The sequence below is a fragment of the Neobacillus notoginsengisoli genome (genome assembly GCF_003515685.1).
In the GTDB taxonomy this organism is placed as follows: Bacteria; Bacillota; Bacilli; order Bacillales; family Cytobacillaceae; genus Bacillus_D; species Bacillus_D notoginsengisoli.
In genome coordinates, this window is record NZ_QWEG01000001.1 from 74,639 (window position 1) to 99,303 (window position 24,665).

Annotated in this window: 33 protein-coding genes and 1 riboswitch; of the genes, 19 read left to right on the top strand and 14 right to left on the bottom strand. The window is 45.3% G+C overall.

The genetic code is table 11. The annotated features are described in order from the left end of the window. Positions 1–2 precede the first annotated feature (2 nt). The 6 genes from D1B31_RS00340 to D1B31_RS00365 are packed head-to-tail and all read right to left on the bottom strand — an operon-like array spanning position 3 to position 1,912. The gene (locus tag D1B31_RS00340) at positions 3–221 is read right to left on the bottom strand and encodes a spore germination protein (protein WP_118918769.1); all 219 of its coding nucleotides are present in this window, start codon (positions 219–221) and stop codon (positions 3–5) included. A gap of 36 nt (positions 222–257) precedes the next feature. Continuing rightward, the gene (locus D1B31_RS00345; protein WP_118918770.1) at positions 258–626 is read right to left on the bottom strand and encodes a spore germination protein GerPE; all 369 of its coding nucleotides are present in this window, start codon (positions 624–626) and stop codon (positions 258–260) included. A 4-nt stretch (positions 627–630) separates the two neighbouring features. Continuing rightward, positions 631–810, bottom strand: a complete 180-nt coding sequence (locus D1B31_RS00350) for a spore gernimation protein GerPD (RefSeq protein ID WP_118918771.1) — start codon at positions 808–810, stop codon at positions 631–633. Further along, complete coding sequence (gene gerPC, locus D1B31_RS00355; protein ID WP_118918772.1) at positions 807–1,403, bottom strand: spore germination protein GerPC; 597 nt, start codon at positions 1,401–1,403, stop codon at positions 807–809. Before gerPC ends, D1B31_RS00350 begins: the two co-directional genes overlap by 4 nt. 40 nt (positions 1,404–1,443) lie before the next feature. Further along, a complete protein-coding gene (locus tag D1B31_RS00360) occupies positions 1,444–1,677 on the bottom strand; it encodes a spore germination protein GerPB (protein ID WP_118918773.1) in 234 nt (77 codons plus the stop codon). Between the two features lie 13 nt (positions 1,678–1,690). Beyond that, on the bottom strand, positions 1,691–1,912 hold the full coding sequence (locus D1B31_RS00365; RefSeq protein ID WP_118918774.1) for a spore germination protein: 222 nt from the start codon (positions 1,910–1,912) through the stop codon (positions 1,691–1,693). Positions 1,913–2,095: 183 nt separating this feature from the next. Here D1B31_RS00365 and D1B31_RS00370 point away from each other — a divergent pair, with 183 nt between their 5' ends. From D1B31_RS00370 to D1B31_RS00435, 14 genes are all read left to right on the top strand, one after another. After that, positions 2,096–3,283 (top strand): DUF418 domain-containing protein, encoded by a 1,188-nt coding sequence (locus D1B31_RS00370; protein WP_240035093.1) that lies wholly within the window; start codon positions 2,096–2,098, stop codon positions 3,281–3,283. Then, a complete protein-coding gene (locus D1B31_RS00375) occupies positions 3,280–3,774 on the top strand; it encodes a DNA topology modulation protein (RefSeq protein ID WP_118918775.1) in 495 nt (164 codons plus the stop codon). The genes D1B31_RS00370 and D1B31_RS00375 overlap by 4 nt, the downstream gene beginning before the upstream one ends. A gap of 118 nt (positions 3,775–3,892) precedes the next feature. Further along, positions 3,893–3,979: riboswitch (cyclic di-GMP riboswitch) on the top strand. 98 nt (positions 3,980–4,077) lie between these two features. Then, complete coding sequence (locus D1B31_RS00380; RefSeq protein ID WP_240035135.1) at positions 4,078–4,419, top strand: DUF192 domain-containing protein; 342 nt, start codon at positions 4,078–4,080, stop codon at positions 4,417–4,419. A gap of 21 nt (positions 4,420–4,440) precedes the next feature. Beyond that, complete coding sequence (locus tag D1B31_RS00385; RefSeq protein ID WP_118918777.1) at positions 4,441–4,617, top strand: Flp family type IVb pilin; 177 nt, start codon at positions 4,441–4,443, stop codon at positions 4,615–4,617. A gap of 153 nt (positions 4,618–4,770) precedes the next feature. Then, entirely contained in the window at positions 4,771–5,286 is a 516-nt protein-coding gene (locus D1B31_RS00390) for an A24 family peptidase (protein WP_118918778.1), read from the top strand. Next, entirely contained in the window at positions 5,283–5,666 is a 384-nt protein-coding gene (locus D1B31_RS00395) for a TadE/TadG family type IV pilus assembly protein (RefSeq protein ID WP_118918779.1), read from the top strand. Before D1B31_RS00390 ends, D1B31_RS00395 begins: the two co-directional genes overlap by 4 nt. A 6-nt stretch (positions 5,667–5,672) precedes the next feature. Beyond that, entirely contained in the window at positions 5,673–6,578 is a 906-nt protein-coding gene (locus D1B31_RS00400) for a pilus assembly protein TadG-related protein (protein WP_240035094.1), read from the top strand. Positions 6,579–6,595: 17 nt separating this feature from the next. Next, positions 6,596–7,327, top strand: a complete 732-nt coding sequence (gene cpaB, locus D1B31_RS00405) for a Flp pilus assembly protein CpaB (RefSeq protein WP_118918781.1) — start codon at positions 6,596–6,598, stop codon at positions 7,325–7,327. 37 nt (positions 7,328–7,364) lie between these two features. Continuing rightward, positions 7,365–8,204, top strand: a complete 840-nt coding sequence (locus tag D1B31_RS00410) for a CpaE/TadZ family protein (protein ID WP_118918782.1) — start codon at positions 7,365–7,367, stop codon at positions 8,202–8,204. A 134-nt stretch (positions 8,205–8,338) separates the two neighbouring features. Next, positions 8,339–9,640 (top strand): TadA family conjugal transfer-associated ATPase, encoded by a 1,302-nt coding sequence (locus D1B31_RS00415; protein ID WP_118919198.1) that lies wholly within the window; start codon positions 8,339–8,341, stop codon positions 9,638–9,640. A 2-nt stretch (positions 9,641–9,642) separates the two neighbouring features. Continuing rightward, positions 9,643–10,605 (top strand): type II secretion system F family protein, encoded by a 963-nt coding sequence (locus D1B31_RS00420; protein ID WP_118918783.1) that lies wholly within the window; start codon positions 9,643–9,645, stop codon positions 10,603–10,605. A gap of 57 nt (positions 10,606–10,662) precedes the next feature. Continuing rightward, positions 10,663–11,526, top strand: a complete 864-nt coding sequence (locus tag D1B31_RS00425) for a type II secretion system F family protein (RefSeq protein ID WP_240035095.1) — start codon at positions 10,663–10,665, stop codon at positions 11,524–11,526. 88 nt (positions 11,527–11,614) lie between these two features. Then, positions 11,615–12,526: a fumarylacetoacetate hydrolase family protein gene (locus D1B31_RS00430; protein WP_118918785.1), complete on the top strand. Its 912-nt coding sequence runs from the start codon at positions 11,615–11,617 to the stop codon at positions 12,524–12,526. 90 nt (positions 12,527–12,616) lie between these two features. Beyond that, positions 12,617–12,958, top strand: coding sequence for a YisL family protein (locus tag D1B31_RS00435; RefSeq protein ID WP_118918786.1), 342 nt, complete (start codon positions 12,617–12,619; stop codon positions 12,956–12,958). 35 nt (positions 12,959–12,993) lie between these two features. Here D1B31_RS00435 and D1B31_RS00440 read toward each other — a convergent pair whose 3' ends face one another. Then, positions 12,994–13,560, bottom strand: a complete 567-nt coding sequence (locus D1B31_RS00440) for a DUF2777 domain-containing protein (RefSeq protein ID WP_118918787.1) — start codon at positions 13,558–13,560, stop codon at positions 12,994–12,996. A gap of 414 nt (positions 13,561–13,974) precedes the next feature. On the opposite strand from D1B31_RS00440, the gene D1B31_RS00445 reads away from it, so the two are divergent. Continuing rightward, complete coding sequence (locus tag D1B31_RS00445; protein WP_118918788.1) at positions 13,975–15,516, top strand: alpha-amylase family glycosyl hydrolase; 1,542 nt, start codon at positions 13,975–13,977, stop codon at positions 15,514–15,516. 61 nt (positions 15,517–15,577) lie between these two features. Here the strand turns inward: D1B31_RS00445 and D1B31_RS00450 are convergent, their stop codons facing one another. Both D1B31_RS00450 and D1B31_RS00455 read right to left on the bottom strand, forming a co-directional pair. Continuing rightward, positions 15,578–16,447: an SDR family oxidoreductase gene (locus D1B31_RS00450; RefSeq protein WP_118918789.1), complete on the bottom strand. Its 870-nt coding sequence runs from the start codon at positions 16,445–16,447 to the stop codon at positions 15,578–15,580. Between the two features lie 305 nt (positions 16,448–16,752). After that, positions 16,753–17,244, bottom strand: a complete 492-nt coding sequence (locus D1B31_RS00455) for a YajQ family cyclic di-GMP-binding protein (RefSeq protein WP_118918790.1) — start codon at positions 17,242–17,244, stop codon at positions 16,753–16,755. Between the two features lie 215 nt (positions 17,245–17,459). Here D1B31_RS00455 and D1B31_RS00460 point away from each other — a divergent pair, with 215 nt between their 5' ends. Continuing rightward, complete coding sequence (locus D1B31_RS00460; protein WP_118918791.1) at positions 17,460–18,323, top strand: CvfB family protein; 864 nt, start codon at positions 17,460–17,462, stop codon at positions 18,321–18,323. Positions 18,324–18,943: 620 nt separating this feature from the next. On the opposite strand, the gene D1B31_RS00465 is transcribed toward D1B31_RS00460, so the two are convergent. Together D1B31_RS00465 and D1B31_RS00470 are read right to left on the bottom strand one after the other, a co-directional pair. Then, a complete protein-coding gene (locus D1B31_RS00465; RefSeq protein ID WP_118918792.1) occupies positions 18,944–19,075 on the bottom strand; it encodes a DUF3941 domain-containing protein in 132 nt (43 codons plus the stop codon). Between the two features lie 101 nt (positions 19,076–19,176). Beyond that, on the bottom strand, positions 19,177–20,037 hold the full coding sequence (locus D1B31_RS00470; protein WP_118918793.1) for a DegV family protein: 861 nt from the start codon (positions 20,035–20,037) through the stop codon (positions 19,177–19,179). A gap of 179 nt (positions 20,038–20,216) precedes the next feature. On the opposite strand from D1B31_RS00470, the gene D1B31_RS00475 reads away from it, so the two are divergent. Then, the gene (locus tag D1B31_RS00475) at positions 20,217–21,059 is read left to right on the top strand and encodes a YitT family protein (protein ID WP_118918794.1); all 843 of its coding nucleotides are present in this window, start codon (positions 20,217–20,219) and stop codon (positions 21,057–21,059) included. Between the two features lie 47 nt (positions 21,060–21,106). Next, positions 21,107–21,910, top strand: a complete 804-nt coding sequence (locus D1B31_RS00480) for a BsuPI-related putative proteinase inhibitor (RefSeq protein WP_118918795.1) — start codon at positions 21,107–21,109, stop codon at positions 21,908–21,910. Between the two features lie 126 nt (positions 21,911–22,036). Here the strand turns inward: D1B31_RS00480 and D1B31_RS00485 are convergent, their stop codons facing one another. The 3 genes from D1B31_RS00485 to D1B31_RS00490 form a co-directional block, all read right to left on the bottom strand. After that, the gene (locus tag D1B31_RS00485; protein WP_118918796.1) at positions 22,037–22,222 is read right to left on the bottom strand and encodes a DUF3813 domain-containing protein; all 186 of its coding nucleotides are present in this window, start codon (positions 22,220–22,222) and stop codon (positions 22,037–22,039) included. Position 22,223: 1 nt separating this feature from the next. Further along, the gene (locus D1B31_RS24555) at positions 22,224–22,376 is read right to left on the bottom strand and encodes a hypothetical protein (RefSeq protein WP_192894714.1); all 153 of its coding nucleotides are present in this window, start codon (positions 22,374–22,376) and stop codon (positions 22,224–22,226) included. Between the two features lie 198 nt (positions 22,377–22,574). After that, entirely contained in the window at positions 22,575–23,399 is an 825-nt protein-coding gene (locus D1B31_RS00490; protein ID WP_118918797.1) for a Cof-type HAD-IIB family hydrolase, read from the bottom strand. Between the two features lie 214 nt (positions 23,400–23,613). Here D1B31_RS00490 and D1B31_RS00495 point away from each other — a divergent pair, with 214 nt between their 5' ends. Then, on the top strand, positions 23,614–24,420 hold the full coding sequence (locus D1B31_RS00495) for an alpha/beta fold hydrolase (RefSeq protein ID WP_338036444.1): 807 nt from the start codon (positions 23,614–23,616) through the stop codon (positions 24,418–24,420). Positions 24,421–24,665: the final 245 nt, after the last annotated feature.

Consider the following 24,665-nt stretch of genomic DNA (forward strand, 5'->3'; position numbering starts at 1 on the left):
TTTTATTTATTTCCGGTCATTGGCTGGTCAAGGAGTTTTGTATCAAGTACATTTGTTCCGCTAATCCCACTTCCGGTTGCAATGAACACTCCTGTATTAGCGCCGCCTGCCCCTAGAAAAGTCTTTGCGGTGCTCTTTGGCGATACATTCAGCGAATCCCCAAAATGGACAGTTCCGCCGCTGACGTTATGGATACTGACCGGTCCAATTAATGCCGGCATAAAAACACGCCTTTCTTTTGCAAAAATAAGTTTTGCTCATCGTGGCTGCAGCTGCCTGATATGCATAATCCTCGACTCCATGGCAATCTTTGGGGTACTGCCAACCTGGACAATGGAGGCAGCTGATAGGCCAGTTACTTCAAGGGTTCCTACTTTGATGACAGGATTCAGCTGAAACGGTGCAATTGTAATGTTTTCGGTGATGGGAGGAATGAATATTGGTTCAGAAAAAACTTTAAATTGGTTAAAATCTCCTTCTTCATCGAAAAAAATTTCTGCTTCGCGTTGTAAAGCGATTGCTCGGGAAAAACCATGTATTCTGGAACTATCGCCAATTTGAATAGTAGAGGAAAACAGCACGGACTTGACGATGACAGAGTCCACTACGGAAAGTCGCTGGAGCATGTAACTAGCCTCCTGAAGCTAAGGGGACAAACGGGCCGACAATCAATGATTCGGCAGGAGTATCAAAAGCGGAGCCAAGCTGGATGGTTTGCGAATCCCCGACAAGTACGATTGAGGAACTCGACACGCCGAGAATCCGTATGCTGCCTACGGACAATTCTCTGTTATAGATGTGGAAATTCATTTTGGTTCCCCTTTCACTGTTCCAGGCAGATTGGTTAAAAAGGCAAGAACTCCATTTTCAATTTCTTTCTTGAGCTCAGCTGCCGTTTTTTCAAGGGCTGATTCATCTGTGTCAGATGAATGTGTAGTTCGTAAGTGATTCTCTATTCTGCCGGGAAGCTGTTTTTTAATGTCATTTTTGATAAATGATAAATATGCTTCAGGCTGCTGCAGGCCAAGCTTTTCTCCGGCAGCTGAAATGAAAGCCGGCAGTTCTGAATCCATATAGGCATTGAGATACTCTTCCACTTTTAAGCTTCGCTGCATCATCTCAATGGGAGGGAGCGGGGTGCCCGGCTGGCCATTTTGGACGGCAAAATCTTCAATCCCCTGGAGATCTTGCGGATTTAAGCCAATGCTTAAAGTTCCCTCAAGTGTCTCTACCTTCAGCTGATCAAATTTATATTGAATGGTTCCAACTTGAATAGGGGGCTTTTCCTTTAGTTTTTGAATTTCTTCCTCTGCACAGCGAAGGGCATTCTCAAGAGCTGCGATCCTTTGTCCGTATACATGCAGCTGCCCAGTCAACCATTGAATCGTTTGATAAAAATCCATGTCTTGCACCTCTTTTAACCGCCCGATGAAAATAGATTATTCACAAAGGGACAGCAGGGGTTTCAAACAGTGGAAGCTTACCACCCTCCCCGGGCGTGGGAATACTGAATGGTTTTTGTGCCTGCGGGGCTGGGCCTGTAAATCCGCCAGTATTTGAAAGGTAGGCCGCGGGCTTGATAATCCCCGCACTGCCAATCTGGAACACAGAGGAATTGGATATTCCTCCTATTCGGATTGTCTGAATTTGGATCGTTTGCTGGATATAAAAATTCATGGCAGCCACCTCTCTAAACATTAAATGCGATTGGCTGGTCAATTCCATCTGTATCATACACGTTTGTTGAGCTTAGGTGGTTCAGGTTATGAACGGCTTCACCGGTATTGAATGACCCGGCACCCGAGAACGTTTTTGCACTGGAAATAGGAGAAAGACTGTACACATCCCCAATATTGAAAACAGCACTGGTTCCTAATGCAATAACCTGTACTGCTCCTACAATTGCTGGCATGGCAGACACCCTTTAGACTTATTCTTCTTTTATCGTATGTAAACTTAAAACGGATGTGAGCCGTTCATTTAAAAAATATTGGACTGAATGGTGCAGAACGCGATTATTTTTAATATAATTACAGGATGTATGAACTGGAAAAAGATGAGAAAATGAAATTCATATAGAGAGGAGGTTAATGGAGTGGTCGAAAAGCAGACGCCCATAAGTAATACGGGAAGGATCATTTCTTTGGATGTAATGAGGGGAGTGGCGATCCTCGGAATTTATCTTGTGAACATGCTGTCTTTTCATTCACCCTATATGATCATTGACCCGTTGGACTACTGGAATCAAGGCATTGACCGGGTAGTCTATATTTTGATTGATTTTTTTGCCCAGGCAAGCTTTTACCCGCTGTTTTCCATGCTGTTTGGCTATGGGCTCATGCTGATGATGGTACGGGCGGCCGGCAAAAAGGGGAGTTTTTTTGCTCTTGCCTTCAGAAGGCTGTCGTTCCTTCTCATAGTTGGAATCGTTCATGCCTTCCTCATCTGGCCTGGGGATATATTAATTACCTATGCCAGCATCGGTATACTAGCTTTAATATTTCTGAGATTGAGTGGAAAGGCACTCATGGCTACCGGATTGATGATGTACATAATTCCAAATTTTCTACTAGGATTGCTTTTGCTGGCGGCCGACATGTCAAGATTGGACGCAAGTTCGGCCATGTTTAATGATGAGCAGGCAAAAACCGCTCTTCAAGTCTACAGCAGCGGAACCTTTTCTGAGATAACTAAAATGAGAGTCTGGGAGTGGAGCGAATCAAACAATTGGGAAACAGCGCCGATTTTACTCTTTTCTCTGCTGCCGCTATTTTTGATAGGGGCAGGGGTGGCAAAATTAAATTGGCTTGCCGACATTCGAAAACACCGTAGAAAATTAAAGGTTTTCTCCGGATCCGCTCTGGCAGCTGGTTTTCTTATAAAAGGTTTGCCGTATTACGGCTGGGAAGGCTACAGTGCTGAATTTTTCCAGGACTTCTTCGGCGGCCCTTTACTGGCAATTGCCTATGGAGGGTTAATCGCTCTGTCTGTCCGAAGACGAGAGGAATTAGCCGGTTTTTTTGCCAATGTTGGCAGGATGTCGATGACGAACTACCTACTGCAATCACTCATTTCCACTTTAATTTTTTACGGTTATGGGGCCGGGCTTTACGGCAAGGTTTCAGTTTTAACCGGAACAGTGCTGGTAGTGGCTGTTTTTATTGCACAAGCTGTAGGAAGCCGTATTTGGCTAAGCAGGTTTAACTATGGACCTCTTGAATGGGTATGGAGAAGCTTTACCTATCTGAAACTTCAACAGATGGTAAAGGGGGAAGTTGCTTGAAAAGAATTATGATCATCGGAAGCGGTGGCGCTGGAAAAAGCACGCTTGCAAAAGAACTTGGTGAAAGGCTTGGAATAAAGGTTTATCATCTTGATTCACTTTTTTGGCAGCCGGGCTGGGTGCCAATGGAACGGAATAAATTCATTGAGTTGCAAAAAGAAATAATGAAAAAAGAAGAATGGATTATTGACGGGAATTATAGCGGCACAATGGAACTAAGGCTTGAACGCGCAGACACCGTCATTTTTCTCCATTATTCAACTATCCGCTGTCTTTATGGAATCGTAAAGAGAAGGCTTGAATATCACGGAAAAACAAGGTTCGATATGGGGGCGGGATGCCCTGAAAGGCTTGATTGGGAATTCGCTATGTGGGTTGCCGGCTTTAACAGGATGAAAGCTCCGAAATTGCTTCAAAAATTGCAAAAGTATGAGGAGAAGAAAACTTTTATATTTACCCGGCCTTCGATGGTTAAAACGCTTTTTAGATAAAAATGGTAATAAAGCACTAGTTATTTTTGGTAAAAATGATAATAAAGGCCTATATTCACACCCCCATAAAAAACCTATGATGTGAGTAAGAGAACAGTCGACAAAAAATGGCACTGTATCTCGATAAAGGCAAAGCTGATGAAAATCAGTGACGCAAAGCTACAGGGGCTAAGGCACTTATGTGCTACGCCAGCCAGTTACCGAAAGATCAGGGCGCATCATAGGTGTGTACTCACAATGATCCCGCTTTCGGTAAAGGCGGGGTCATTTTTATTTTCCAGGAGGTGACGAAGGTTGAAGGTCGTGAATCTGTCGACCGGGACGGAAATCGCAGATTCGGTCAACAGGGCCGACAGCTTTTTCAAAAGGCTGAAGGGCCTGATGTTCACAAAAAATCTGCCCGCAGGACACGGCCTGCTCATACAGCCCTGCCAATCCATCCATACATTCTTCATGAACTATCCGATTGATGTTGTGTACTTGGACGGAAAAAACAAAATCGTCGGCATTGATGAAAACTTCATGCCCTCCAAGATTGGGAAAATCCGCCGCGAAGCTACCTCCGTACTGGAGCTGCCCGCCGGAACCATCAGGAATACGGACATGAAAGTGGGACATTGTTTATCGATCAAATATAACAAATAAAATATAGAGGAGCAATCAAACATGATGAAAAAAATGAAAGCACTACTAACTGAAGAGCAAGGACAAGGTATGACTGAGTACGGTTTGGTATTGGGAGTTATTGCGATTGGGGTAGTAGGAGTTCTAATTACTTTCCGTGGAAAAATAGAGGAATTATTCACAAAGGCTACAACTGCAGTTACAAACGCTGGAAATTAATAAGTAATGTCTTTCCCTAAATCTCGGGGAAATTTACCGGCAATAAAATGATGTTTTCAAGTTTGAATTTTGACCTACGGATTAAGCCTTGCGTTTGCTTTGAAACGTGGGGCTTTTTTAAATCAATAACATCGGCTAGAAAAGAGGGTAGCCATGATTAATACAATAATGCTGTTCCTATTATTGTTGATATGCATCATTACTGATATTAGGGAGCGCAAAATTTACAATAAAGTACTATTTCCTTTTCTGTTGCTTGCATTCGTAGTGAATGGGATAACTGGCGGATGGTCGGGGCTTGCATCAACGGTCCTCGGTACATTGGTTGGTTTGGGAATTTTATTGATCCCTTACTTTATGGGGGGAATGGGCGCAGGTGACGTAAAGTTGCTCGCTGTTATAGGTGCACTTATGGGGGCAAAGTTTGTTGCTTTTTCTGCTATATATATGGCATTTGCTGGAGGCATTTTCGCTTTGCTCATTATTATTTTTAGAAAAAGTCCTAAACAACTTATAAAGAATCTATTCTTCTCTCTAGTAGGAAGAGTGAACGGATTAAGGATACCGTTTTTTTTCGATAAAGATACCATGAAGACTACCTACCCCTACGGCGTCGCGATCGCCGCCGGAGCAGCCATCCAATTCTTCCGGGCAGGGTTGCCGCTATGAGAAAAGACGAGCGCGGCCAGTCACTAGTGGAAACGGCGCTTGTTTTGCCACTTTTATTGTTGTTAATCGTTGGAATACTAGACTTCGGCCGGATCACTTATTCCTATGCCCACCTCCATATGGCCGCACAGGAAACCGTCAGGAAAGGCGGGTTAGGAAAGTCGGATGCCGAGATTACTGCGTTTGCTAGAAACTATGTGCATCTTGGTGATTCCAGCAAGCTAATTGTTGAAATCACTCCACCTGGTACAACTAGAAAATCAGGAGACTATGTGAAAGTTAAGCTGAAATATCCGTTAAAATTATATACTCCGTTGTTATCAAAAGTCTTTCCATCACCGCTGTATGCCGAAACTGACTCCACAATCCGGGTTGAGTAAGGAGGGATGCAGGTGGGAAAATTCGGTCGGGATGAAAATGGAAGTGCGATTGTCCTTGCTGCACTGGCTATGATTGCTATGTTGTGTATGGCAGGGCTCGTAATCGATGGGAGTATGCTCTATATGACAAAGAGCAAGCTGCAGAAGGTTGCAAATGCAGCCGCGCTGTCGGGAGCCCAGGAACTCACGAATTCAGAAACAAAGGTATCCAAGATTGTGAATGATATTTTGGCAGCCCATAAGGAACCCACTAGTTTGGAGAATCTATCAATCATGAAGGATGTAAAGGTCCGGGTGGCTCTTTCTAAAGAAACGCCACTTACGTTTGCGGGTCTTTTTGGTTTCGATTCTGTGAATGTAAAGGCTTCGGCCGCCGCGTCGCTGGCACCGATGGGACGGGCTGTGGGAGCTGCGCCGCTAGGTATTGATGAAAGTATCAAACTGGAATTCTATAAAGTTTACAAACTTAAAACAGATGAATCTTCAAGCGGGAACTTTGGTGTATTGGCTCTTGCCGGGTCTGGCGCGAAAACGTATGAAGAAACTCTCCGAAATGGGTATCAGGAGGAGATTAAAAGAGGCGATATTATTAATACGGAGACTGGTAATATCGCAGGTAAAACAATCTCTGTCGTCAATGAACTTGTCAAAGGATGTACGTACCTTCCTGGAGAACTTAATGACAGGAATTGCTCAAGAGTGATTCTTATCCCTGTCTACAAGCCATATAATCAAACTTCAAACCAAATGAAGCAAGTGCAAGTCACTGGATTTGCCTATTTTTATATTACAGAACCAATGAGCAGCAACGATACATCCATCACCGGCATGTTCATAAAATGGCCAGGGACAGGTTTTTATGAAGAAGGAAGTCCCGATAAAGGAGCCTATAGCATCCGGTTAACAGAGTGAGTAGGTGAAAATAAAACATGAAGTCAAAAACAGTACTGCTGCTGTCACTCGTGATGGGCATCATTACAACAGCATTGTTCTTCCAATACATGTCCAAAGTCGATCAATCCGAATCAGCCTCCGGGGCAGCGGTGCCAATGGCTGAAATACTTGTCGCAAAAGATGTCATTAATAAAAATGAAAAAATTACGGCTGAAAAATTGGAAGTCATTAAAGTTCCGGAAGAAAGTATTTCTTGGAAAGCAATGAAAACTGTTTCCGAAGCAGAAGGGAAGCTGGCCGGGTCCAAAATTGAAAAAGGTGAACCAATCCTCGCCCATCGCCTTCTATCCCAAAAGGATGAAACCATTTACGTTTCCCGCAAAGTAAGGGAAGGGTATCGGGCCGTTACGGTATCGGTCAACCTCCCTCAGTCCGTATCCAATCTCATTGAAGCGGAAGACTGGGTGGATGTCATTTTTTCAAAAGAAGACAAGGAAGCGAAAGTCGATAAACCAAAGGTAAACACTAAAGTACTTCTTGAAAAGGCAAGAGTGCTTGCGGTTGGCCGGAAGATTTCTCTTCCTGAGGAAGAGAAAAAAGAGGGCGAACAGCCGGAGGAGTACACAACCGTAACGTTAGAATTAACGCCTCAGGATGCCTTTAAACTCATTCATTCCTCGCAGGAAGGAAACATTCATTTTATGCTCCATACGAGGCCTGCGATGAACGATGATGGAAGCCCGTTGGAGAATGAGAACGAGGGCTAATTGATTAGAAAGATTTTTTGGGAGGGTATAAGAGAACATGACAACAATAGAAAAAAACTCTCCGGAAACCCGTGGCAGAATGATAGCCGTTTGCAGTGCTAAGGGCGGTATCGGCCGCACAATCCTTTCTGTCAATCTAGCTGTTTCATTAGCTAAACGAAACAACTCTGTTGCGATTCTAGATGGGGATTTCCAATTCGGCGATGTATCCCTGGCAATGGACCTTCAGCATACGTTTACTATTAAAGAGGCCATGGAGGGCATCACTTCACTTGATGAAGATAGGCTTGAGGAATACATGAGCAGCCACAACAGCGGGGTTCGCGTCCTGCCGGCGCCTGACCGTCCTGAATTTGCAGACCTGCTCACGAAGGAAGCCGTTTCTAAGATGGTTAACTTGCTTTTGCTGAAAAATGACTTCGTTGTATGCGATACAGGCGCCGGGTTAAATGAGCATACGCTAAATCTGATTGAAAAAGCGGATGAAATTTTAGTTGTAGCCACACTTGAGATGGCAGCAATGAAAAATACAAAACTCCTGTTGGAGACTCTAGGTATTCTCGGCCTGCGGGACAAAGTGAGAGTTGTCCTGAACAGGGCGAATATGGAAAGCGTTATTAAAGCAGAGGACGGGGCGAAAATTCTCGGGGAAGAGGCGCCTGTTTTTATACCGAATGATTTCCAAATCTGCTCAAGATCATTAAATATGGGCACCCCCTTTGTCATAAGCCATTCCAAATCAGAGATTTCGAAATCCGTATTTAAAATGGCCGAGATGATTGGATCTAATGTTTCCAGCACAAAAGCCATTAGGAAGAAGGGGAAATCATTTTCCTTATTTCCTTGGAAAAGAAGAAAAGGGGGAGTCTCTAAGTGAAACTTCTCGACCGTATTAACCAAAAAAACAAAGCAGCCGCTGGCAGCCCACAACCACAGCCACAGCCGGTTCAGGCTCCTGTCGACTCACTAGTTGTCACCCTTGAGACTGAAAAGGCAGAAAACCCTAAACCAATTGAACTTCCTAAGGAACAAGTGATTGAGCCAATCCGCAAGAAGCAGGCAGATAAGCAGCGAGAATTAAAAAGTGTCCTTCATAAACGAATCCTCCAGGAGCTCAAGGATGAAGAAGTGGAGACAATCATTCCAAAGCTTGATGGGATGGCGATGGAAGCAATTAAAGAGGACGATTCGTTTCGGGGAATCGTGGACCGGAAAATGGTCGTCGAGGAACTGATTAATGATTTGACAGGATTCGGACCGATCAATCCGCTTCTCCTCGATGAAGACGTTTCGGAAGTCATGGTCAATGGACCCAATCAGGTTTACTGTGAAAAAAAAGGGAAGCTGATTCTGACAGACATTACGTTTCGCGACAATGAGCACGTCATGAACGTGATTGAAAAAATCGTTGCGCCAATCGGTAGAAGGATTGATGAAAGCTCGCCAATGGTTGATGCGAGGCTTCCGGACGGTTCAAGGGTAAATGCAATCATTCCGCCGCTTGCTTTAAACGGCCCAACGATTACCATCCGTAAGTTCTCAAAAGATCCTTTCCAGATTGAGGATTTGATTAATTTTGGAACCATTACAAGGGAAATGGCGGTATTTCTCGATGCATGTGTAAAAGCGAGGCTGAATATTTTTGTCAGCGGAGGAACGGGATCAGGAAAAACGACAACACTTAACGTTTTATCGAACTTTATTCCGAATGACGAGCGGATTGTTACCATTGAGGACGCCGCTGAACTTCAGTTAGGCCAGGACCATGTAGTTTCACTAGAATCTAGGCCCCCTAATATTGAAGGTAACGGCGCCATTACAATTAGGGATCTCGTTCGAAACTCGCTAAGGATGCGTCCGGACCGGGTCGTCATTGGCGAAGTCCGCGGTGCCGAGGCACTGGACATGCTTCAGGCGATGAATACTGGCCATGATGGTTCATTGGCAACAGGGCACTCCAACTCACCCCGGGACATGATTTCCAGGCTTGAAACGATGGTTTTGCTTGGTGGAGTTGAACTTCCCATCAAAGCCATCCGCGAACAAATATCGGGAGCACTCGATGTCATTATCCAGCAGTCCAGGCTCAAGGACGGTTCGAGGAAAATAACAAATATTACTGAGGTCCAGGGGATGGAAGGAGACGTCATTGTTCTCCAGGATATCTTCGTGTATGAGCAGACCGGTGTAAATGAAGCCGGAAAATATATTGGAAGGCTTGTACCAACCGGCGTGCGGCCTAAGTTTTATGAGCGGCTAGAGAATTCAGGGATTCATATTCCTCCTAATGTGTTCATTGAAAGGGAGGGCTAACGGTGAAGCTGATTCTCCTGGTACTCGTGCTATTCTCTTCTTTTCTATTATTCTATGCAGTATTTAAAACCTTCTTTTCCCGTAGCCAAACGGTTGAAAAAAGGATTGAGCGGTATCTGGCTTCCCCAGAGAACGTGGAAGTAAACGAAAAGGATCTTGATCTATTTGCACGTTACGCGTCAGCGCGCAAAAACCTCACTAAAAAGCTTGTTACGAAAAAGAAAAATAATAAACTCGAAACGACGCTGGCGAGATCAGGAGTGCCGCTAAAACCGGATGAATATGTATTGTTCCAATGGATAGCGACTGGTTTTTTTGGCATTTTGATGGTCCTGTTGTTTACTCACTGGATATGGGCGGTGCCAGGTGCAATCTTCGGTTATTTACTTCCGGGTTTTATTTTGAAAAAGAAGGAAAAAGAAAGAATTGAGAAATTTAATGAAGGCTTATCGGATATGATTACAACGATTATTGGATCGCTTAGGGCTGGATTCAGTTTTCCTCAAGCGCTGAAATCGGTCGCGGAAGAAGCGGATTCTCCTATAAAGGAAGAAATCGAGTCGGTCATCAAATCGATGCAATATGGCAGCAGTATAGAAGAGGCCCTAAACGAACTAAAGGAACGTATGCCGAGTGAGGATTTGGATTTAATGATTCAGGCCATCTTGATCCAGCGGCAAGTGGGTGGGAATCTGGCAACGGTTCTTGAAAAAATAGTCGAAACGATTCGGGATCGAACAAGAATCCAGCGCCAGATTAAGACACTGACAGCCCAAGGGAGGATGTCAGGAATGGTCATCGCCCTTCTTCCGTTTTTTCTTGGGATCGCTCTTTATTTCATTCAGCCGGAGTTCATTTCTTCTTTGTTTACTCATCCAGTAGGCTTGGGAATGGTGGCAGCCGGTGTGACTTCCAGCGTTATTGGCTTTATCTTTATTAGGAAAATAACGCAGATTGAGGTGTAGCGCTTGATTTATCTTTCATTTTTCTTGACGATTATGCTTTTTATAATTGGTCTGCTGATGGCAAAACCATCAAAAAAGTCAACCGTGGAAAAACGTGTAGCAGTCTATATTACTGGAGAAATGGACAGCGACGAGTCCGACAAGGAAAGAGAAGAGCAGCTTTCCTTTTATCAGCGTTTTTTCAAGCCAATCGTCAATGATTTTAAAAAAAGCTTTAAAAAAAGGATGCCAGGTGAAAAAGAGGCTAAGCTTGAGAAAAAACTGCAGCGTGCTGGGAATCCGTTTGGTATGTTGCCGGTTGATTTCCGTCTTTTCCAGGCAGCCTCTGCCGTATTGATCCCAGGTTTTTTTGCGGGTTACGCCGCTTTAATAAAGTTGGGTTCATCAGCTATTTTCTTCGCAGTTTTTGCGGGATTGGCATTTGGCGCGTTCATGCCGCATTTTTACTTAAAGCAAAAAACGAAGGCTCGCGAGAAAATGGCCTTAAAGGAATTGCCCGACACACTGGACTTGTTGACAGTCAGCCTAGAAGCAGGGCTCGGATTTGACGCCGCGATCAGCAAGCTCGTGTCAAAAAAAGAAGGCGTCCTTGCTGACGAGTTTCAGCGCTCGTTAGAGGAAATGAGGCTCGGGAAAGTTCGCCGGGAAGCCTTAGGGGGAATCAGAGACAGGCTGGAAGGCGTGGATGCAGTCAAGAACTTTATTAGCAGCATTCTTCAGGCGGAAAAGCTTGGAATCGGAATGGTCCAAGTGCTTCGCGCCCAATCGGTAGAAGTACGAGAACAGCGAAAACAGCGTGCCGAAGAAGCAGCGATGAAAGCGCCAATTAAAATGCTGTTCCCACTCGTCCTATTTATTTTTCCAAGCCTTTTCATTGTCCTCCTCGGCCCAGTCGTTATCCAGTTCATGAAAGGATTTTAAAATGCTAGACACAAATCCCTTTCCTTTAAAGAGGAAGGGGGTTTTCTGTATACTAAAGAAAATCATTCCAAAAGGAGCAACCACTCTTATGAAACTAGCCACCATCCTTCTACACGATGAAACTATTTCTGTTTTAGTAGATACAGGCATACAGTCAGTTTTACCGCTAAAAGAAGCCGCAGCCGTAAGGTTTGGTTCTGCTGGAGATTTTCCTGAAAGTGTCCTCGAAATTATTAACGCCGGCAGCGACACCGCCAATCAAATCCGTGACCTTGCCCAATGGGCGGAAACGGATGAAACAGGAAGGGGTTTATGGGTTCCGCTCGAGGAAGTAAAGCTGCTTGCGCCAATCCCGAGGCCCGTTAAGAATATTTTTTGCGTGGGCAAAAATTATGCCGACCATGCGATTGAAATGGGAGGTCCTGAGGATATTCCGGAACACATTATGGTTTTTACAAAGCCTCCAACCGCCGTTATTGGCCCGGATGCGGAGATTCCTTCCCATACCGGACTGACGGATCAGCTTGATTATGAGGGGGAATTGGCCGTTGTAATCGGAAAAAGGGGAACGGGCATTAAAAAGGAAAATGCTCTTGAGTATGTATTCGGTTATACCATTCTGAATGATATTACCGCCAGGGACCTTCAGAAGCGGCACAAGCAATTTTTTCTTGGTAAAAGCCTTGACGGCTCTTGTCCGATCGGGCCGTGGATTGTAACGGCCGATGAGGTCGAAGATGCTGGGAATTTGAATGTTACAACAAAGGTGAATAATGAAGTCCGCCAGAACTCAAATACAAGCCATTTCATTTTTTCGATAGAGCAAATGATAGAGGATCTTTCAAGGGGACTAACTCTTGAACCAGGTGATATTATCGCAACTGGGACGCCGGCGGGGGTGGGGAAAGGCTTTAACCCGCCTAAATTTCTCAAGCCGGGGGACACCATCGAAATAGAAATTGAGAAAATTGGCACACTCAAAAATACTATAGTGAAATAGGCTTGTTTTTCTACGATTGCTACCTTAAATTTAGGATTTTCCAAGCCCCTATGATATGATAAGAGCGAATAATTTAAAGGAGGCAAAGGGATGACACACGCCCATATTACTACCTGGGTATTAGCCGGAATCCTTTTTTTCGTTGCCAGAGCCCTGTATAAAGGCGGAAATGAAAAAGGGGCAAAAATCACCCATATGATCTTAAGGGTTTTATACCTGCTTATACTTGCAACAGGTTTTATGCTTTTATTCTCAGGAATTAACATTGGACTTCTTTATATTTTAAAAACGGCAGTCGGACTATGGGTCATTGCCATGATGGAATTCCTTTTGATGAAGACAGGAAAAAGGGAACCCACAAATGTTCTCTGGATTCAACTGGGAATTGCTTTTGTGCTCGCCCTGGTCCTGGGCTTCAAATTACCATTGTAAAAAGTGAAAAAGCTGCCATTCGGCGGCTTTTTCTCTTACGATGAGGCAAGTTTTTCAATAACTAGTCTTTTTCCGGTATTTAGCGTAAATTCAAATCGGTCACTTTCTTTTTCAAAATAGCAAAAATGATGCTGGACGCTGCAAATTTCCTCTTGATTATCAAAAATCATGAAGTTGACCCCGCTTTTAGGGCTATTCCCATTCAAGAAGTTCAAATGGTTGTAACAGTAAAGACAATCATAAATGGAAAATTTAAGGGAATTCAAAGTTGTTAGGAATTGAATGAAGGCATCTCCATGGAGCCTTTCCAGTAGCCTTTCAAGTGAGTAGATCAGATGCTTTCTTACTCTAACCCTGTCTGAATCCCGTAATAGGACAGTATCATCACCGATAGACACTTTACCGGAATCGGTTAAAATTCCCCTTCTCCATCGATTGATCCGAAAAATTTCTACTTCCTGAAGGAGGTAGTCCTCCATAAGTGATGCTTCTTCCGTTTCCTCTTCAAAAAAGACCCACTGATCATTCATGTTTTCGACTGAGCCTTCTGTATAGGCCCTGTCCTGAGTTTGATAAATTTTTTCACGTTGCTGTCGATTCATCACTTTTTACCTCCGTGAACGGTGCTATTTCCTTTGTAGACATAAACACGGAAAATTATAACTGCTGCTATCTCCATTAAATAGGAGGTTGCAAGAAGCTTACATAGTTAAGTCGAAACGAAAAAAGAAAAACACCTTGTAACATACTATTCTCCAGTAAAAAAATCTGATACGGGCCGGTTTATTACTTGAAGTTTATTTTTGCAAAAAAATTAGTTGTTAGTTTGGATATAAGCCTAGCGGACAATGAAGCGGTTCGAATAGCACACAATCAGTTCCTTCGATTCAAAAATCAAACCAATCGACATGGTCGTAGCGATTCGCTGCATATGATACAATACTATGTGAAAATAAAGCTTTTTTTGCAAAAACGTGGCGGGTGAAACGCCTGCTACTTACTAGGGGGATAGAGGCATGAAAGCCAAGCTGACAGTATATTTTCTAATCCCGCTGCTCCTGATCGGAAGCTTGCAGGTGCAGGCACTCGAGAAGGATGAGGGGAAATGGCAGGACGAAATCATTTATTTCCTGATGGTTGATCGTTTTAATAACGGCGATTTAAAGAATGATGCAAATGTAAATGCGAAGGACCCTGAAGCATTTAACGGCGGGGACTTTCAGGGAATCCTTGACCGGATTGACCATATAAAGGGTATGGGCTTCACCGCGATTATGCTATCGCCGATCTTTGATAATGTTGACGGGGGCTACCATGGTTACTGGGTCAATGACTTTTACAAAACCGAGGAGCATTTCGGAACAATCAAGCAGTTAAAAAAACTAGTGGACAAGGCACATAAATCCGGCCTGAAGGTCCTGATTGATTTTCCTGCTAACAGCACTGGACCAGACAGCAAGCTGTTTTTAGAAAAAGGGGCTGAATGGTTCCATGAAAAAACAGAAATCAGCGATTCTTCAAGCAGGGATGAACAGCTCAATGGCTGGGTTGAAGGCCTTCCCGATTTAAATCATGAAAATCCCGAAGTGCGCGCATACTTAATTGATGCCGCAAAGTATTGGATGAAGGAAACGAATATTGACGGATACCGGCTAAGCTCGGCTGAGCATGTGCCGGCCGATTTCTGGCGTGAATTTACCGAAGCTGTAAAAGCTCAAAAGGAAGAGTTTTATCTAATTGCCGATTTGGGGCCAACTAGCGCTGAACTAAAGGACGAGTACAAGGACGCCGGTTTCAGTGGAATGTACGATTACGAACTGAACGGGGAAATGCGTTCTTCATTCGCGCAGACGAATCAGGGGACGGGGGCCATTTTTGCAAAATGGAAAGAAATTGAGTCGGCCGCAAAAAAAACATATGAGACGGCAAGCTTTTATGATGGCCCAGGCATGGACCGTTTCACCCGGGATATGCTTGAGGCGAAACAGTATCCGGTCAGCCAGTGGAAACAGGCACTCAATTACCTGTATACGGCTCCTGGGATTCCGATTGTTTTTTATGGAACCGAGATTGCCGTAGATGGAGGCAGCCGGCCCGACAACATGAAGTTGATGGATTTCAGGACCGAGAAGGAATTGATTGATCATTTGGCAAAACTGAGTGAGCTACGCCATACGCTCCCATCGCTGACAAGAGGAACGATGGAACTGCTTTACGATAAAGACGGCATGACTGTTTTCAAGCGCGAATATGAGAAGGAAACGGCCATCGTTGCCATAAACAATACAACGAAGACACAGACTGTCCAGCTCACACCTGAACAGCTTGACTCGGAAGGAAAAGAACTGCGGGGCATGCTGGGTGGGGATAAATCAATCGGAGAGAAAGAAGGATTCACTCTCGTCCTTGACAGGGATGAAAGTGAGATTTATGTGCTGGCCCCAAAACTGGGACTGAACTATCTCTTTATTGTAACAGTCGTTGCCATTTGGATTTTCTTTATTAGTTTCTTTATTTTCCTTGCACGGCGCGGGAAGAAGAGAAGAATGGCTGAATAATTTCTTTTTTTAAAAAACCGGATTCCGCATAACAATCGCGGATCCGGCTTTTTTTAGGCTTTTATCCGTTTACAACTTTGCCGCCATTAATATGAATCATCTGCCCGCTGATATAGGCTGAGTCATCGGAAGCGAGAAAAACGTAGGCTGGCGCCAGTTCAAATGGCTGACCGGCCCGGCCCATCGGCGTATCTGCCCCAAACTTTTCAACCTGCTTCTCGTCGAATGTTGACGGAATGAGCGGCGTCCAGATCGGACCAGGAGCGACGCCATTCACACGGATGCCGTCCTTTGCCAGGGACATGGATAACGAGCGCGTGAATGAAACAATCGCTCCCTTCGTCGCCGAATAATCGATGAGTGTTTGATGGCCGGCATAGGCTGTGATGGATGCCGTGTTGATAATCGAGGCGCCTTTTTTCATATGCGGTAGGGCTGCCTTTGTCAAATGAAACATCGAGAAAATATTCGTACGGAAGGTTTTTTCTAATTGTTCTGTACTAATGTCCAACAGGCTGTCCTGTGGATGCTGTTCTGCGGCATTGTTTACAAGCACATCCAATTTTCCGAGTTTCTCAATTGTTTTTTCAACGGCTGTTTTGCAAAAAGATTCATCCCCGACATCGCCAGGAAGCAGGAGACATTTTCTGCCCTCATCCTCAATTTGCCGCCTTGTGTCGTCGGCGTCTGTATCCTCGTTCAAATAAACGATGGCCACATCTGCCCCTTCTTTGGCAAAATAAATCGCTGCTGCTTTCCCAATGCCGCTGTCTCCACCGGTAATGAGCGCAACTTTATTTTCAAGCTTGCCGCTCCCTTTGTACTTAGGGTCAACATGGATTGGCTCAGGTTTCATTTCGCCAGTCAGGCCGGGCTGTTCATCCTGTTGCTGCGGCGGGAAACCGCCTTTTGGTAGGTCTTTTTCATTCATGGAATCTGCCTCCTCTATTATTCAGTCTCATCAACATAATTCCTTGTTTCGGCTGGAAACTAACATGTGAAAAAATGGAAGGGTGTTTTTAGAGAAAAAAAACCGGAAGTTTTGGCTTCCAGTCTTGGGTCGTTCATGGTTAGTGAGGCCGATAATAGAGTAGAGCATTTTTCAGAGTTTGATGATTCGGATTCCCCTCCCCGGTCTTGAAAAAGTGGTTGAGAGTCCGAATACTGGGGTGATTCGGACTCTCAGAGCTCGAAAAAATGGTTAAGAGTCCGAATCGGTACCACATCCGAGGATAATTAGCGGTAGTTCATGAATTGAACATCGACAGTCAAATCGGCTTCCTTCACAGCGGCGATAATCCGCTGCAGATCATCACGGCTTTTTGCAGTAACACGGATTTGGTCATCCTGGACCTGGCTTTTTACCTTCAGGCCGCTGTTTTTAATCAAAGTATTAATTTTCTTGGCATTTTCTTTATCAATACCCTGAACCAACTTTGCGCGCTGGCGGACTGTCCCGCCGGAGGCACCTTCCAGTTTGCCATAATCAAGGTTCTTAATTGGAACCCCGCGCCGGATTAATTTACTTAGCAAAACATCCTTCAACTGGTCAAGCTTGTACTCATCATCCGAAACGAGGACGAGCTCCTCCTTATCCAGGGTAACTTCGCTCTTTGATCCTTTAAAGTCATAGCGTGTGCGGATTTCCTTCATCGTTGCTGTAACTGCATTTGTAACTTCAGAAAAATCAACTTTGGATACAATATCAAATGAACTCTCTTTAGACATGGGCAACCTCCGATACAGTTTTTCTTTAATCCGGCTTCAGCGCCTAGCCCCTCGAGGACTTAAGCCAATCCGTCAAGAAGGCAAAAACCGCCTTCTGGACGTCTCGTCTTAAGCTTGTCGGGGCTGAACAGGCGCTTCCGCTTTTTGTTCTTCACCCTCCATTATAGTAAAATAGAGAAAGTGAAACAACAAATGGCAGGACGGAGGAAATAAAAGTGGCATTGATTGAACAAGTAGGGCAGAAGGTGACGCTTGAAGTGGCGCGCACAGCCGCATACGGATATTTTTTGACAGACGGTGAAGAAGATGTGCTTCTTCACAGCAATGAAGCGGCAGAGGAGGTTGCGGAAGGGGATCAAGTTGAGGTTTTCCTTTATCCGGATGCGCACGGCCGGGTTGCGGCAACATCGAAAATGCCTTTGATTACAGCTGGTGAATACGGATGGCTGAAGGTTGTTGATACAAAGCCGGGAGTGGGCGTGTTCCTGGATGTCGGGATACAGAAAGATATCCTGCTCGGCGAAGAAGATTTGCCGGTCCATAAAGAAATCTGGCCGGCCGTAGGTGATACGCTTTACGCAACAATCAGGGTGAACAGGCAATACCGCCTTTATGCCAAGCTTGCAACCGATCCGGTCATTCAGGACATTTCAGAAAATGCTACCCGGAATGACTTCAATAAAAATGTGACAGGCCATATTTACAGGACAGCGAAGGTTGGCAGCTGGATTTATACACTTGAAGGGTTCCGCGGCTTCATTCATGAATCCCAGCGGGCTGGGGAGCCGAGGCTGGGTGAGAGGGTTGAAGGCAGGGTCATTGATGTAAAAGAGGACGGGACCGTTAACGTTTCCCTGCTTGCAAGGAAGCAGGATGCGCTTGAAGAAGATGCGGCTTCTATTTATGATTATCTGCTTTCAAGGAATGGCGCGATGCCCTACAGTGACAAGAGCATGGCCGAGGATATAAAGGAACGGTTCGGGATGAGCAAGGGAGCCTTTAAAAGGGCACTCGGCAAATTGATGAAAGACGGCAAGGTCTACCAAGAGGGAACCTGGACGTATAAAAAGGAAGAATAGAAGATTGTTGCGGGCGCCTTGAATGGGCCCGTTTTCTTTTACCAGAACCGATACATTCTACACTGTGGATAACTCGAAAAAACTTTCAGGAATCTGGCGCACGTGGCTTAGATTCGCGCCAAAGATTCGTCTAAAACCGGTTTGAATGCCGCGCAAGTCTTGGATTCGCGTCAAAGCCTCGTATAACTCGGTTTGAATGGCGCGCAAGTCTTGGATTCGCGTCAAAGCCTCGTATAACTCGGTTTGAATGGCTCGCAAGTCTTGGATTCGCGTCAAAGCCTCGTATAACTCGGTTTGAATGGCGCACAAGTCTTGGATTCGTGTCAAAGTCCGGTCTAAACTCGGTTTGAATGGCGCGCAAGTCTTGGATTCACGCCAAAGTCCCATCTAAAACCGGTTTGAATGACGCGCAAATCTTGGATTCGCGTCAAAGTCCCGTCTAAAACCGGTTTGAATGGCGCGCAAAGTGCGACTAGCGATTTCTACCGCCTCGTAGATACGCTTACCTGCTTTTTTTAGAGACTAATGCTCCGATTCTTTTCTTAGACTCCCTGAATGTTTTCCTTTGCAAAGTGGATAGCGATTATCCGACTTATAAAAAAAGACCCTGGGTGGGTCTTTTACAGGTGATCCGTCTTCTTAGAATAAGCATGTTTGCCGGCTTTTCTATTCTTCTCGCGCATCATGTTTTTTTCATGGCGAAGCGCGTTGTTGTCTTTCGCTTTTTTGTCGTTATCCGAAGTTTGAGGCATATAAAAAACTCCTTCCCAAATTGTACAGTTTTAGTTTCTGTAGTCTGGGAAGGAGTATGCAAGACAATTTTTTTGCCAAAAGAAGTGCTTTGGGTTATGGCTTATTCAGGCAGCTCGTTTAAAAAGAAAATTGCAATTGTTCCTGGTCCGGTATGGGCGCCGATGACTGCGCCGATTTCGGAGATATACACATTCTTCGGTGAAAGTTCATCGATGATCATCTGCTTCATTTCTTCAGCCGTTTCAAAGTCGGCCGCATGGCTGATGCCGATTTCCTGAGAATCGAAATCCTTGCCCCGCTCTTTCATGATCTCAATAACCCGGCGCAACAGTTTCTTCTTGCCGCGGAGTTTTTCAAGTGGAACGAGTTTCCCATCTTCCACATTCAGGAGGGGCTTGATATTCAAAAGGCCCCCAAGAAATGCGGATGCTTTTGAAACACGGCCGCCTTTCGCGAGATAATCCAAATCCTCAACAGTGAATAAATGTTCCATATGCTGGCTGCGGAAAAGGACATCCTTAAGGATTTCTTCTTTAGATGCACCGGCTGCGGCAAGCTTCGCGGCTTCCTTGACGACGAGTCCGTAACCGAGCGAAGCGCATTTCGTATCGACTATCGTTAATCGAAAGTCGGGATATTCTTCCTTTACCTGTTCAAGGACCATGACAGCCGTTTGGTATGTTCCTGATAATTCGGATGAAAAAGCTATGTAAATGCCATCTTCGTTGTTTTTGGCTAATTCTGTAAACGTTTTTTCAAAACCGAGCGGCGATGCCTGCGACGTTTTCGGCATTTTGCCCGCCTTAATTGCCTCATAAATCTTTTCAGGAGAAATTCCCTGCAAATCTTCGTATTCCTTGTCATCCAAATGGACCTTTAAAGGAAAAAGGCCAACCCGATTCTCCTCATAAAATGCAAGCGGCATGTCGCATGCGCTGTCGGCAAATAATTTAATCGCCATAAAACTCACCTGCTTTCCAATCTTCTCTCTGTCCTCAGTTTATCGGTTTCACCATAAAAATACAATGACGTACGGACATATTTGAGTAAAAAGGGGAAATATAGAAGTATCAGGGCACTCCATGGGATAAAGGAGAATAAACCTACGGTGATTTGTGTTTTTGAAAGGGGGACGCGCGGATGGTTTGGCTCCATACGAGGAAGTTTCTGATTGTTTTGCTGGGGGCATTATTAAATGCTGTTGCTTTTAACTTATTTTTGATTCCAGCGAATGTGTATGCCGGCGGCTTTGCGGGAGCTGCGCAGCTTTTATCAAAAATCTTGACCGATGTTACCCCGCTGACTGTGTCGACTGGATTTTTATTTTTTATATTAAATATTCCGGTGACCATTTTGGCATGGAGGAAGGTCGGGAGGGCATTTACAATTTACAGTTTTATCAGTGTTGCGTTCCTGTCTTTGTTTCTTGAAACCATTCCTGTCCGGCATATTTCCGAAGATATTCTGTTGAATGCCGTTTTCGGAGGAGTGATTTCGGCTATTGGGGTCGGCATTACCCTAAAATGGGGAGCTTCCACCGGCGGATTGGACATTGTCGCCATGATCCTGTCACGTATGAATGATAAGCCAATTGGGACGTATTTTTTTGCCTTGAATGGGATCATTACACTGACAGCGGGGTTATTATACGGCTGGGAAAAAGCGCTGTATACTTTGGTTAATCTATATGCTTCAACACGGGTCATTGATGCGATCCATACACACGCCCAGAAATTAACGGCTTTTATTGTCTCGAAAAAAGCAAATGAATTAAAGAAGGTCATTCAGACAAAGCTTGTCCGCGGCATGACTTCCATCCCTGCCAAGGGGGCGTATACGAATGAAAATCAAGAGGTTCTGATGATTGTCATTACTCGCTATGAGTTATTTGACCTCGAAAGAATTATTAAGGAAACAGATCCACAAGCATTTACGAACATCGTTCCGACCACAGACGTGATCGGTTTGTTCAGACGGGATTAATTTGCTTGAAGTCCGAATGAACGTAAAAGGATTAGGAGGAAAATCCAATGAATTTAGTTGCTGCTTCAATGCTGATTTTATCTTTATGGATGCCTTTATCACAAAATGGAGCCCAACCCCAGAGTGGTCTTGTTTTTTCGGTGGAAGTGGAACCGGGGGCGGATCAGGCGGAAATCCGCTTGAAGGTTGAAAATAAGGGGCAGGAGGCAATAAGTCTTGAGTTTCCAACCTCACAATTTTACGATGCAGTCGTTCTCGATCAAAACGGAAGTGAGGTTTTTTCTTTTGCAAAAGGCCGTTTCTACCTGCAGGCCTTTCAAACGGTAACCGTACCTGCCGGAGGGGTGAAGGAATGGAAGGAAACATGGAACTATTCTTCAGACGGAATCAGAGTGCCGGCTGGACCGTATAAAATTGTGGCCGCAGTCCGGGCGGTGAAGATGAATGGGAAGGAAGCAGGCCTCGGTACCCTTGCTGCTGAAACAATCGTTAACGTACCTGGTAGGCAGGAAGATGGATTGGGGGGAGAAGTAAAGGAGGACGCGATTTTCACGGGCATCCATACCGAAGGCTCGGGCGGTACTTATACAGTGACCGGGAAAGCCCGGCCGCGGACCGGAAGTTTTTATTACACAGTGGAAGACGGCCATAATCAGCTTGTTCCCGAAACGAAAGTAACCCCGGGGACAAACTATCCGGATTGGGGAGAGTTTAAAATCGAGATTTCCCTCTCAACTAATAAACTTCCTTCATCCGGGACACTTATTTTAAATATTTATGAAAAAGAGGGAGGAACGATTACAGGCGAGCCATTCGCAATTGTACTTGAGCAATTCAGAGGGAAGGAATAAGGAAAAGGCCGGAATCCCGGTGCGGATTTCGGCCTTTTCTTGCTCATACAGTGGGCAGGCTCTGTGCCAGGCCGTAGACCGGCTGTCCCGTTGCTTTGAAGCAGTGGAACCGTCCCGCTGCTTCATTCAGCTGAGCTGGTCGAGCTGCTGTTGCATTTCGCTTAGCTGCTGCTGTTCTGCTGGTGTGGTGTTGGCGTAGGCAGAGCTTAGTGCGTTTTTGGCTTTTGCCAGGGCTTCGCCGCGCTGTTCAGGGGGTGCGGCGAGTGCTAGTGCTGTGTATTTCCTGGCTTGCTGGTAAAGTTGGTTGGCCATGTTAGATCCCTCCGTAAGAGGAATTCCCGGCATCTTCCAGCTTTTTCGCTTCGGCTTCTGCATACGTCATACGGTACGGGATGCGCTGGCTGTGCCTTGCTACTGAATCTGCCCCCTGCTGGACAAATCGTTTCGATTTGGTACGTCTACCCATTCGAAATCCCTCCATTTATGAGCAATAGTGGTGAAACAGGCGAACTGTTTCATTTGCTAGTATGCTCTTATTGAAAGGAGGATATGAAGAAAAATGGCAGGTGGTTTCCGGCAGGCCCCATTATTGCCAAAAGTCCAGGTGAATGGAAAGAACCCTGGAAGGCAAGGCCATCCAGGGTTCTATTTTGCAAAACGGCTCTTAATAAATCTTTTTCTTCAGGTTTAGGGCTTCTTCTAGGTAGACGCCGATACCGTCTTCTTCGTTTGTCAGCGTGATGTCGTTGGCAAGGGATTTCAGTTGGCTGATCGCATTGCCCATGGCCACGCCGCGCCCGGCATACTCGATCATTTCCAGGTCATTGTCTTCGTCCCCGAAGGCGATGATCCGTTCTGTTGGAATCCCGTAATAATCGGCAACCCGCTTGACGCCGACGGCTTTATGAATTCCGCTTCTTACAATTTCAATGACGTGCCAAGGATCTGCCCAGCGGCGGTGGTCAATCACCTCGGCGTGGACATCGCTTAAATGGCCCCGGATTGTTTTCACATGTTCTTCATCCGTGTGAATGAGCATGGCGGTTGGCGAATCTTGCAAGTAGTCTGCCAGGTCGCCTGACGTAATTTTCGGGTTGCCGAAGCTGAATATGTCGAGCAGCTTTTCATCATGATAATGAAAATAAACATCATCCATTATTTCCGCGATAATATTATGCAAGGTGAACGAACGGCACGCTTCAACAATATCTTTTGCCACTTTAATATCAAGGGGGGAATGATAGACTCCCCAATTCGAATCCATGGGATGATGAACAAAGGCACCGTTGAAGTTGACAATTGGCGTCTCCAGCTTCAATTCGTGGTAGTAAGGCTCGCTTGAGCGGTAAGGGCGCCCAGTCGAAATCATCACCACGTGCCCTTGCTCCTTTGCTTTCATTAGCACACCCTTTGTTTTTTCTGAGATTACCTTATCGTCAGTAAGTAATGTGCCATCCAAATCCAGCGCAATCAAGTGTTTTTCTGTCATGGTCTCTTCCTTCCGTTTGTGATTTCCCCAACCCCAAGGGTTCCTTTTATGAATAATGGCGCAAAAATGGTAAACTAAAACTACACTATTTTTTGCAATTCCATAAACACATGTTACCAATATTACAGCTGTGCTGTAAAAAATATCACACCGCTCGATTGTTTATTGGATTAAACTAAATGTTGAACGGTTCAGGAGGTTAGAATCTTTGATTGTGATCCGCAATGAACGAATAGGCCGAATTCCCGTCCTCGAAGTTGTGAAGGAAGAAAAACAGAATGATCAAATGCCGATGGTTCTATTCGTCCATGGCTTTACAAGCGCAAAGGAAAATAACTTGCATATCGCCTATTTGCTGGCAAGAAGCGGGTTTCGCGCCGTTCTCCCCGATGCGCCCTTCCATGGTGAACGCAGCAAGGGCCTCAGCGAGGAAGATTTATCAGCAAGGTTTTGGGATATTGTAATAAAAACAATAGAAGAAGTAAATACGGTCAAGAACTATTTTGTGCAAAAAGGGCTCGCTTCATCAGGACAAATCGGCCTTGCCGGTACTTCGATGGGCGGAATTGTCACACTCGGCTCCCTGACCCAATATGATTGGATCAATACAGCCGTCAGTCTGATGGGTTCGCCAAACTATCACGGTATGGCCGGCTGGCAAATTGACGAACTGCGAAAGCAGGGCTATCAGCTGCCGTATTCAGAGGAAGAAATTCATACGCAGCTAGAGGCCCTCAAGGCTTACGATTTAACATTAAAGCCAGAAAAGCTGGCGGGAAGGCCGCTTATGTTCTGGCATGGCGAAGCGGATACGATTGTTCCGCACCACTATGCGTGGTCGTTCTATGAAACGCTTCTTGCCGACCCGGAAAGGGAAGGAGACTTAGCTTTCGTCTCCGAAAAGCATGTCGGCCATAAAGTTACCCAGAAAGGGATATACGCATTAGTCGACTGGTTTACAAGTCACCTTGGTGCACGGAAAGAGAAAGAAGCACTAGTGGCTGAAGCAAAACACGGATAATGTTTTGCCAGGTAGTTGTTAAAGCTCAAATTGTTTCAACTACGTTGATTGAAGCGGAGGGCACCGACTCCGGCGGGATGCAGCGGCAAGGTGGAGACCCCATGAAAAGCGGAAGCGCATTGGTTAGGTCAGGGGCGGCAGGCTTAAGACCCCGAGCCCCTAGAGGCGCTGCAGCTAGACTGACAGGCGCTAAGGCACCGAGGAGGCTCCACTGACGCTCCGCGGAAAGCGCATGCCCGAAGTGA

What these genes read in the sequence shown, in the direction of transcription:
- D1B31_RS00340 (WP_118918769.1), bottom strand. Translation starts at nt 221, where the DNA reads ATGCCGGCATTAATTGGACCGGTCAGTATCCATAACGTCAGCGGCGGA.
- D1B31_RS00345 (WP_118918770.1), bottom strand. Translation starts at nt 626, where the DNA reads ATGCTCCAGCGACTTTCCGTAGTGGACTCTGTCATCGTCAAGTCCGTG.
- D1B31_RS00350 (WP_118918771.1), bottom strand. Translation starts at nt 810, where the DNA reads ATGAATTTCCACATCTATAACAGAGAATTGTCCGTAGGCAGCATACGG.
- gerPC (WP_118918772.1), bottom strand. Translation starts at nt 1,403, where the DNA reads ATGGATTTTTATCAAACGATTCAATGGTTGACTGGGCAGCTGCATGTA.
- D1B31_RS00360 (WP_118918773.1), bottom strand. Translation starts at nt 1,677, where the DNA reads ATGAATTTTTATATCCAGCAAACGATCCAAATTCAGACAATCCGAATA.
- D1B31_RS00365 (WP_118918774.1), bottom strand. Translation starts at nt 1,912, where the DNA reads ATGCCAGCAATTGTAGGAGCAGTACAGGTTATTGCATTAGGAACCAGT.
- D1B31_RS00385 (WP_118918777.1), top strand. Translation starts at nt 4,441, where the DNA reads ATGATGAAAAAAATGAAAGCACTACTAACTGAAGAGCAAGGACAAGGT.
- D1B31_RS00390 (WP_118918778.1), top strand. Translation starts at nt 4,771, where the DNA reads ATGATTAATACAATAATGCTGTTCCTATTATTGTTGATATGCATCATT.
- D1B31_RS00395 (WP_118918779.1), top strand. Translation starts at nt 5,283, where the DNA reads ATGAGAAAAGACGAGCGCGGCCAGTCACTAGTGGAAACGGCGCTTGTT.
- D1B31_RS00400 (WP_240035094.1), top strand. Translation starts at nt 5,673, where the DNA reads ATGCAGGTGGGAAAATTCGGTCGGGATGAAAATGGAAGTGCGATTGTC.
- cpaB (WP_118918781.1), top strand. Translation starts at nt 6,596, where the DNA reads ATGAAGTCAAAAACAGTACTGCTGCTGTCACTCGTGATGGGCATCATT.
- D1B31_RS00410 (WP_118918782.1), top strand. Translation starts at nt 7,365, where the DNA reads ATGACAACAATAGAAAAAAACTCTCCGGAAACCCGTGGCAGAATGATA.
- D1B31_RS00425 (WP_240035095.1), top strand. Translation starts at nt 10,663, where the DNA reads ATGGCAAAACCATCAAAAAAGTCAACCGTGGAAAAACGTGTAGCAGTC.
- D1B31_RS00430 (WP_118918785.1), top strand. Translation starts at nt 11,615, where the DNA reads ATGAAACTAGCCACCATCCTTCTACACGATGAAACTATTTCTGTTTTA.
- D1B31_RS00435 (WP_118918786.1), top strand. Translation starts at nt 12,617, where the DNA reads ATGACACACGCCCATATTACTACCTGGGTATTAGCCGGAATCCTTTTT.
- D1B31_RS00440 (WP_118918787.1), bottom strand. Translation starts at nt 13,560, where the DNA reads ATGAATCGACAGCAACGTGAAAAAATTTATCAAACTCAGGACAGGGCC.
- D1B31_RS00445 (WP_118918788.1), top strand. Translation starts at nt 13,975, where the DNA reads ATGAAAGCCAAGCTGACAGTATATTTTCTAATCCCGCTGCTCCTGATC.
- D1B31_RS00450 (WP_118918789.1), bottom strand. Translation starts at nt 16,447, where the DNA reads ATGAATGAAAAAGACCTACCAAAAGGCGGTTTCCCGCCGCAGCAACAG.
- D1B31_RS00455 (WP_118918790.1), bottom strand. Translation starts at nt 17,244, where the DNA reads ATGTCTAAAGAGAGTTCATTTGATATTGTATCCAAAGTTGATTTTTCT.
- D1B31_RS00465 (WP_118918792.1), bottom strand. Translation starts at nt 19,075, where the DNA reads ATGCCTCAAACTTCGGATAACGACAAAAAAGCGAAAGACAACAACGCG.
- D1B31_RS00470 (WP_118918793.1), bottom strand. Translation starts at nt 20,037, where the DNA reads ATGGCGATTAAATTATTTGCCGACAGCGCATGCGACATGCCGCTTGCA.
- D1B31_RS00475 (WP_118918794.1), top strand. Translation starts at nt 20,217, where the DNA reads ATGGTTTGGCTCCATACGAGGAAGTTTCTGATTGTTTTGCTGGGGGCA.
- D1B31_RS00480 (WP_118918795.1), top strand. Translation starts at nt 21,107, where the DNA reads ATGAATTTAGTTGCTGCTTCAATGCTGATTTTATCTTTATGGATGCCT.
- D1B31_RS00485 (WP_118918796.1), bottom strand. Translation starts at nt 22,222, where the DNA reads ATGGCCAACCAACTTTACCAGCAAGCCAGGAAATACACAGCACTAGCA.
- D1B31_RS24555 (WP_192894714.1), bottom strand. Translation starts at nt 22,376, where the DNA reads ATGGGTAGACGTACCAAATCGAAACGATTTGTCCAGCAGGGGGCAGAT.
- D1B31_RS00490 (WP_118918797.1), bottom strand. Translation starts at nt 23,399, where the DNA reads ATGACAGAAAAACACTTGATTGCGCTGGATTTGGATGGCACATTACTT.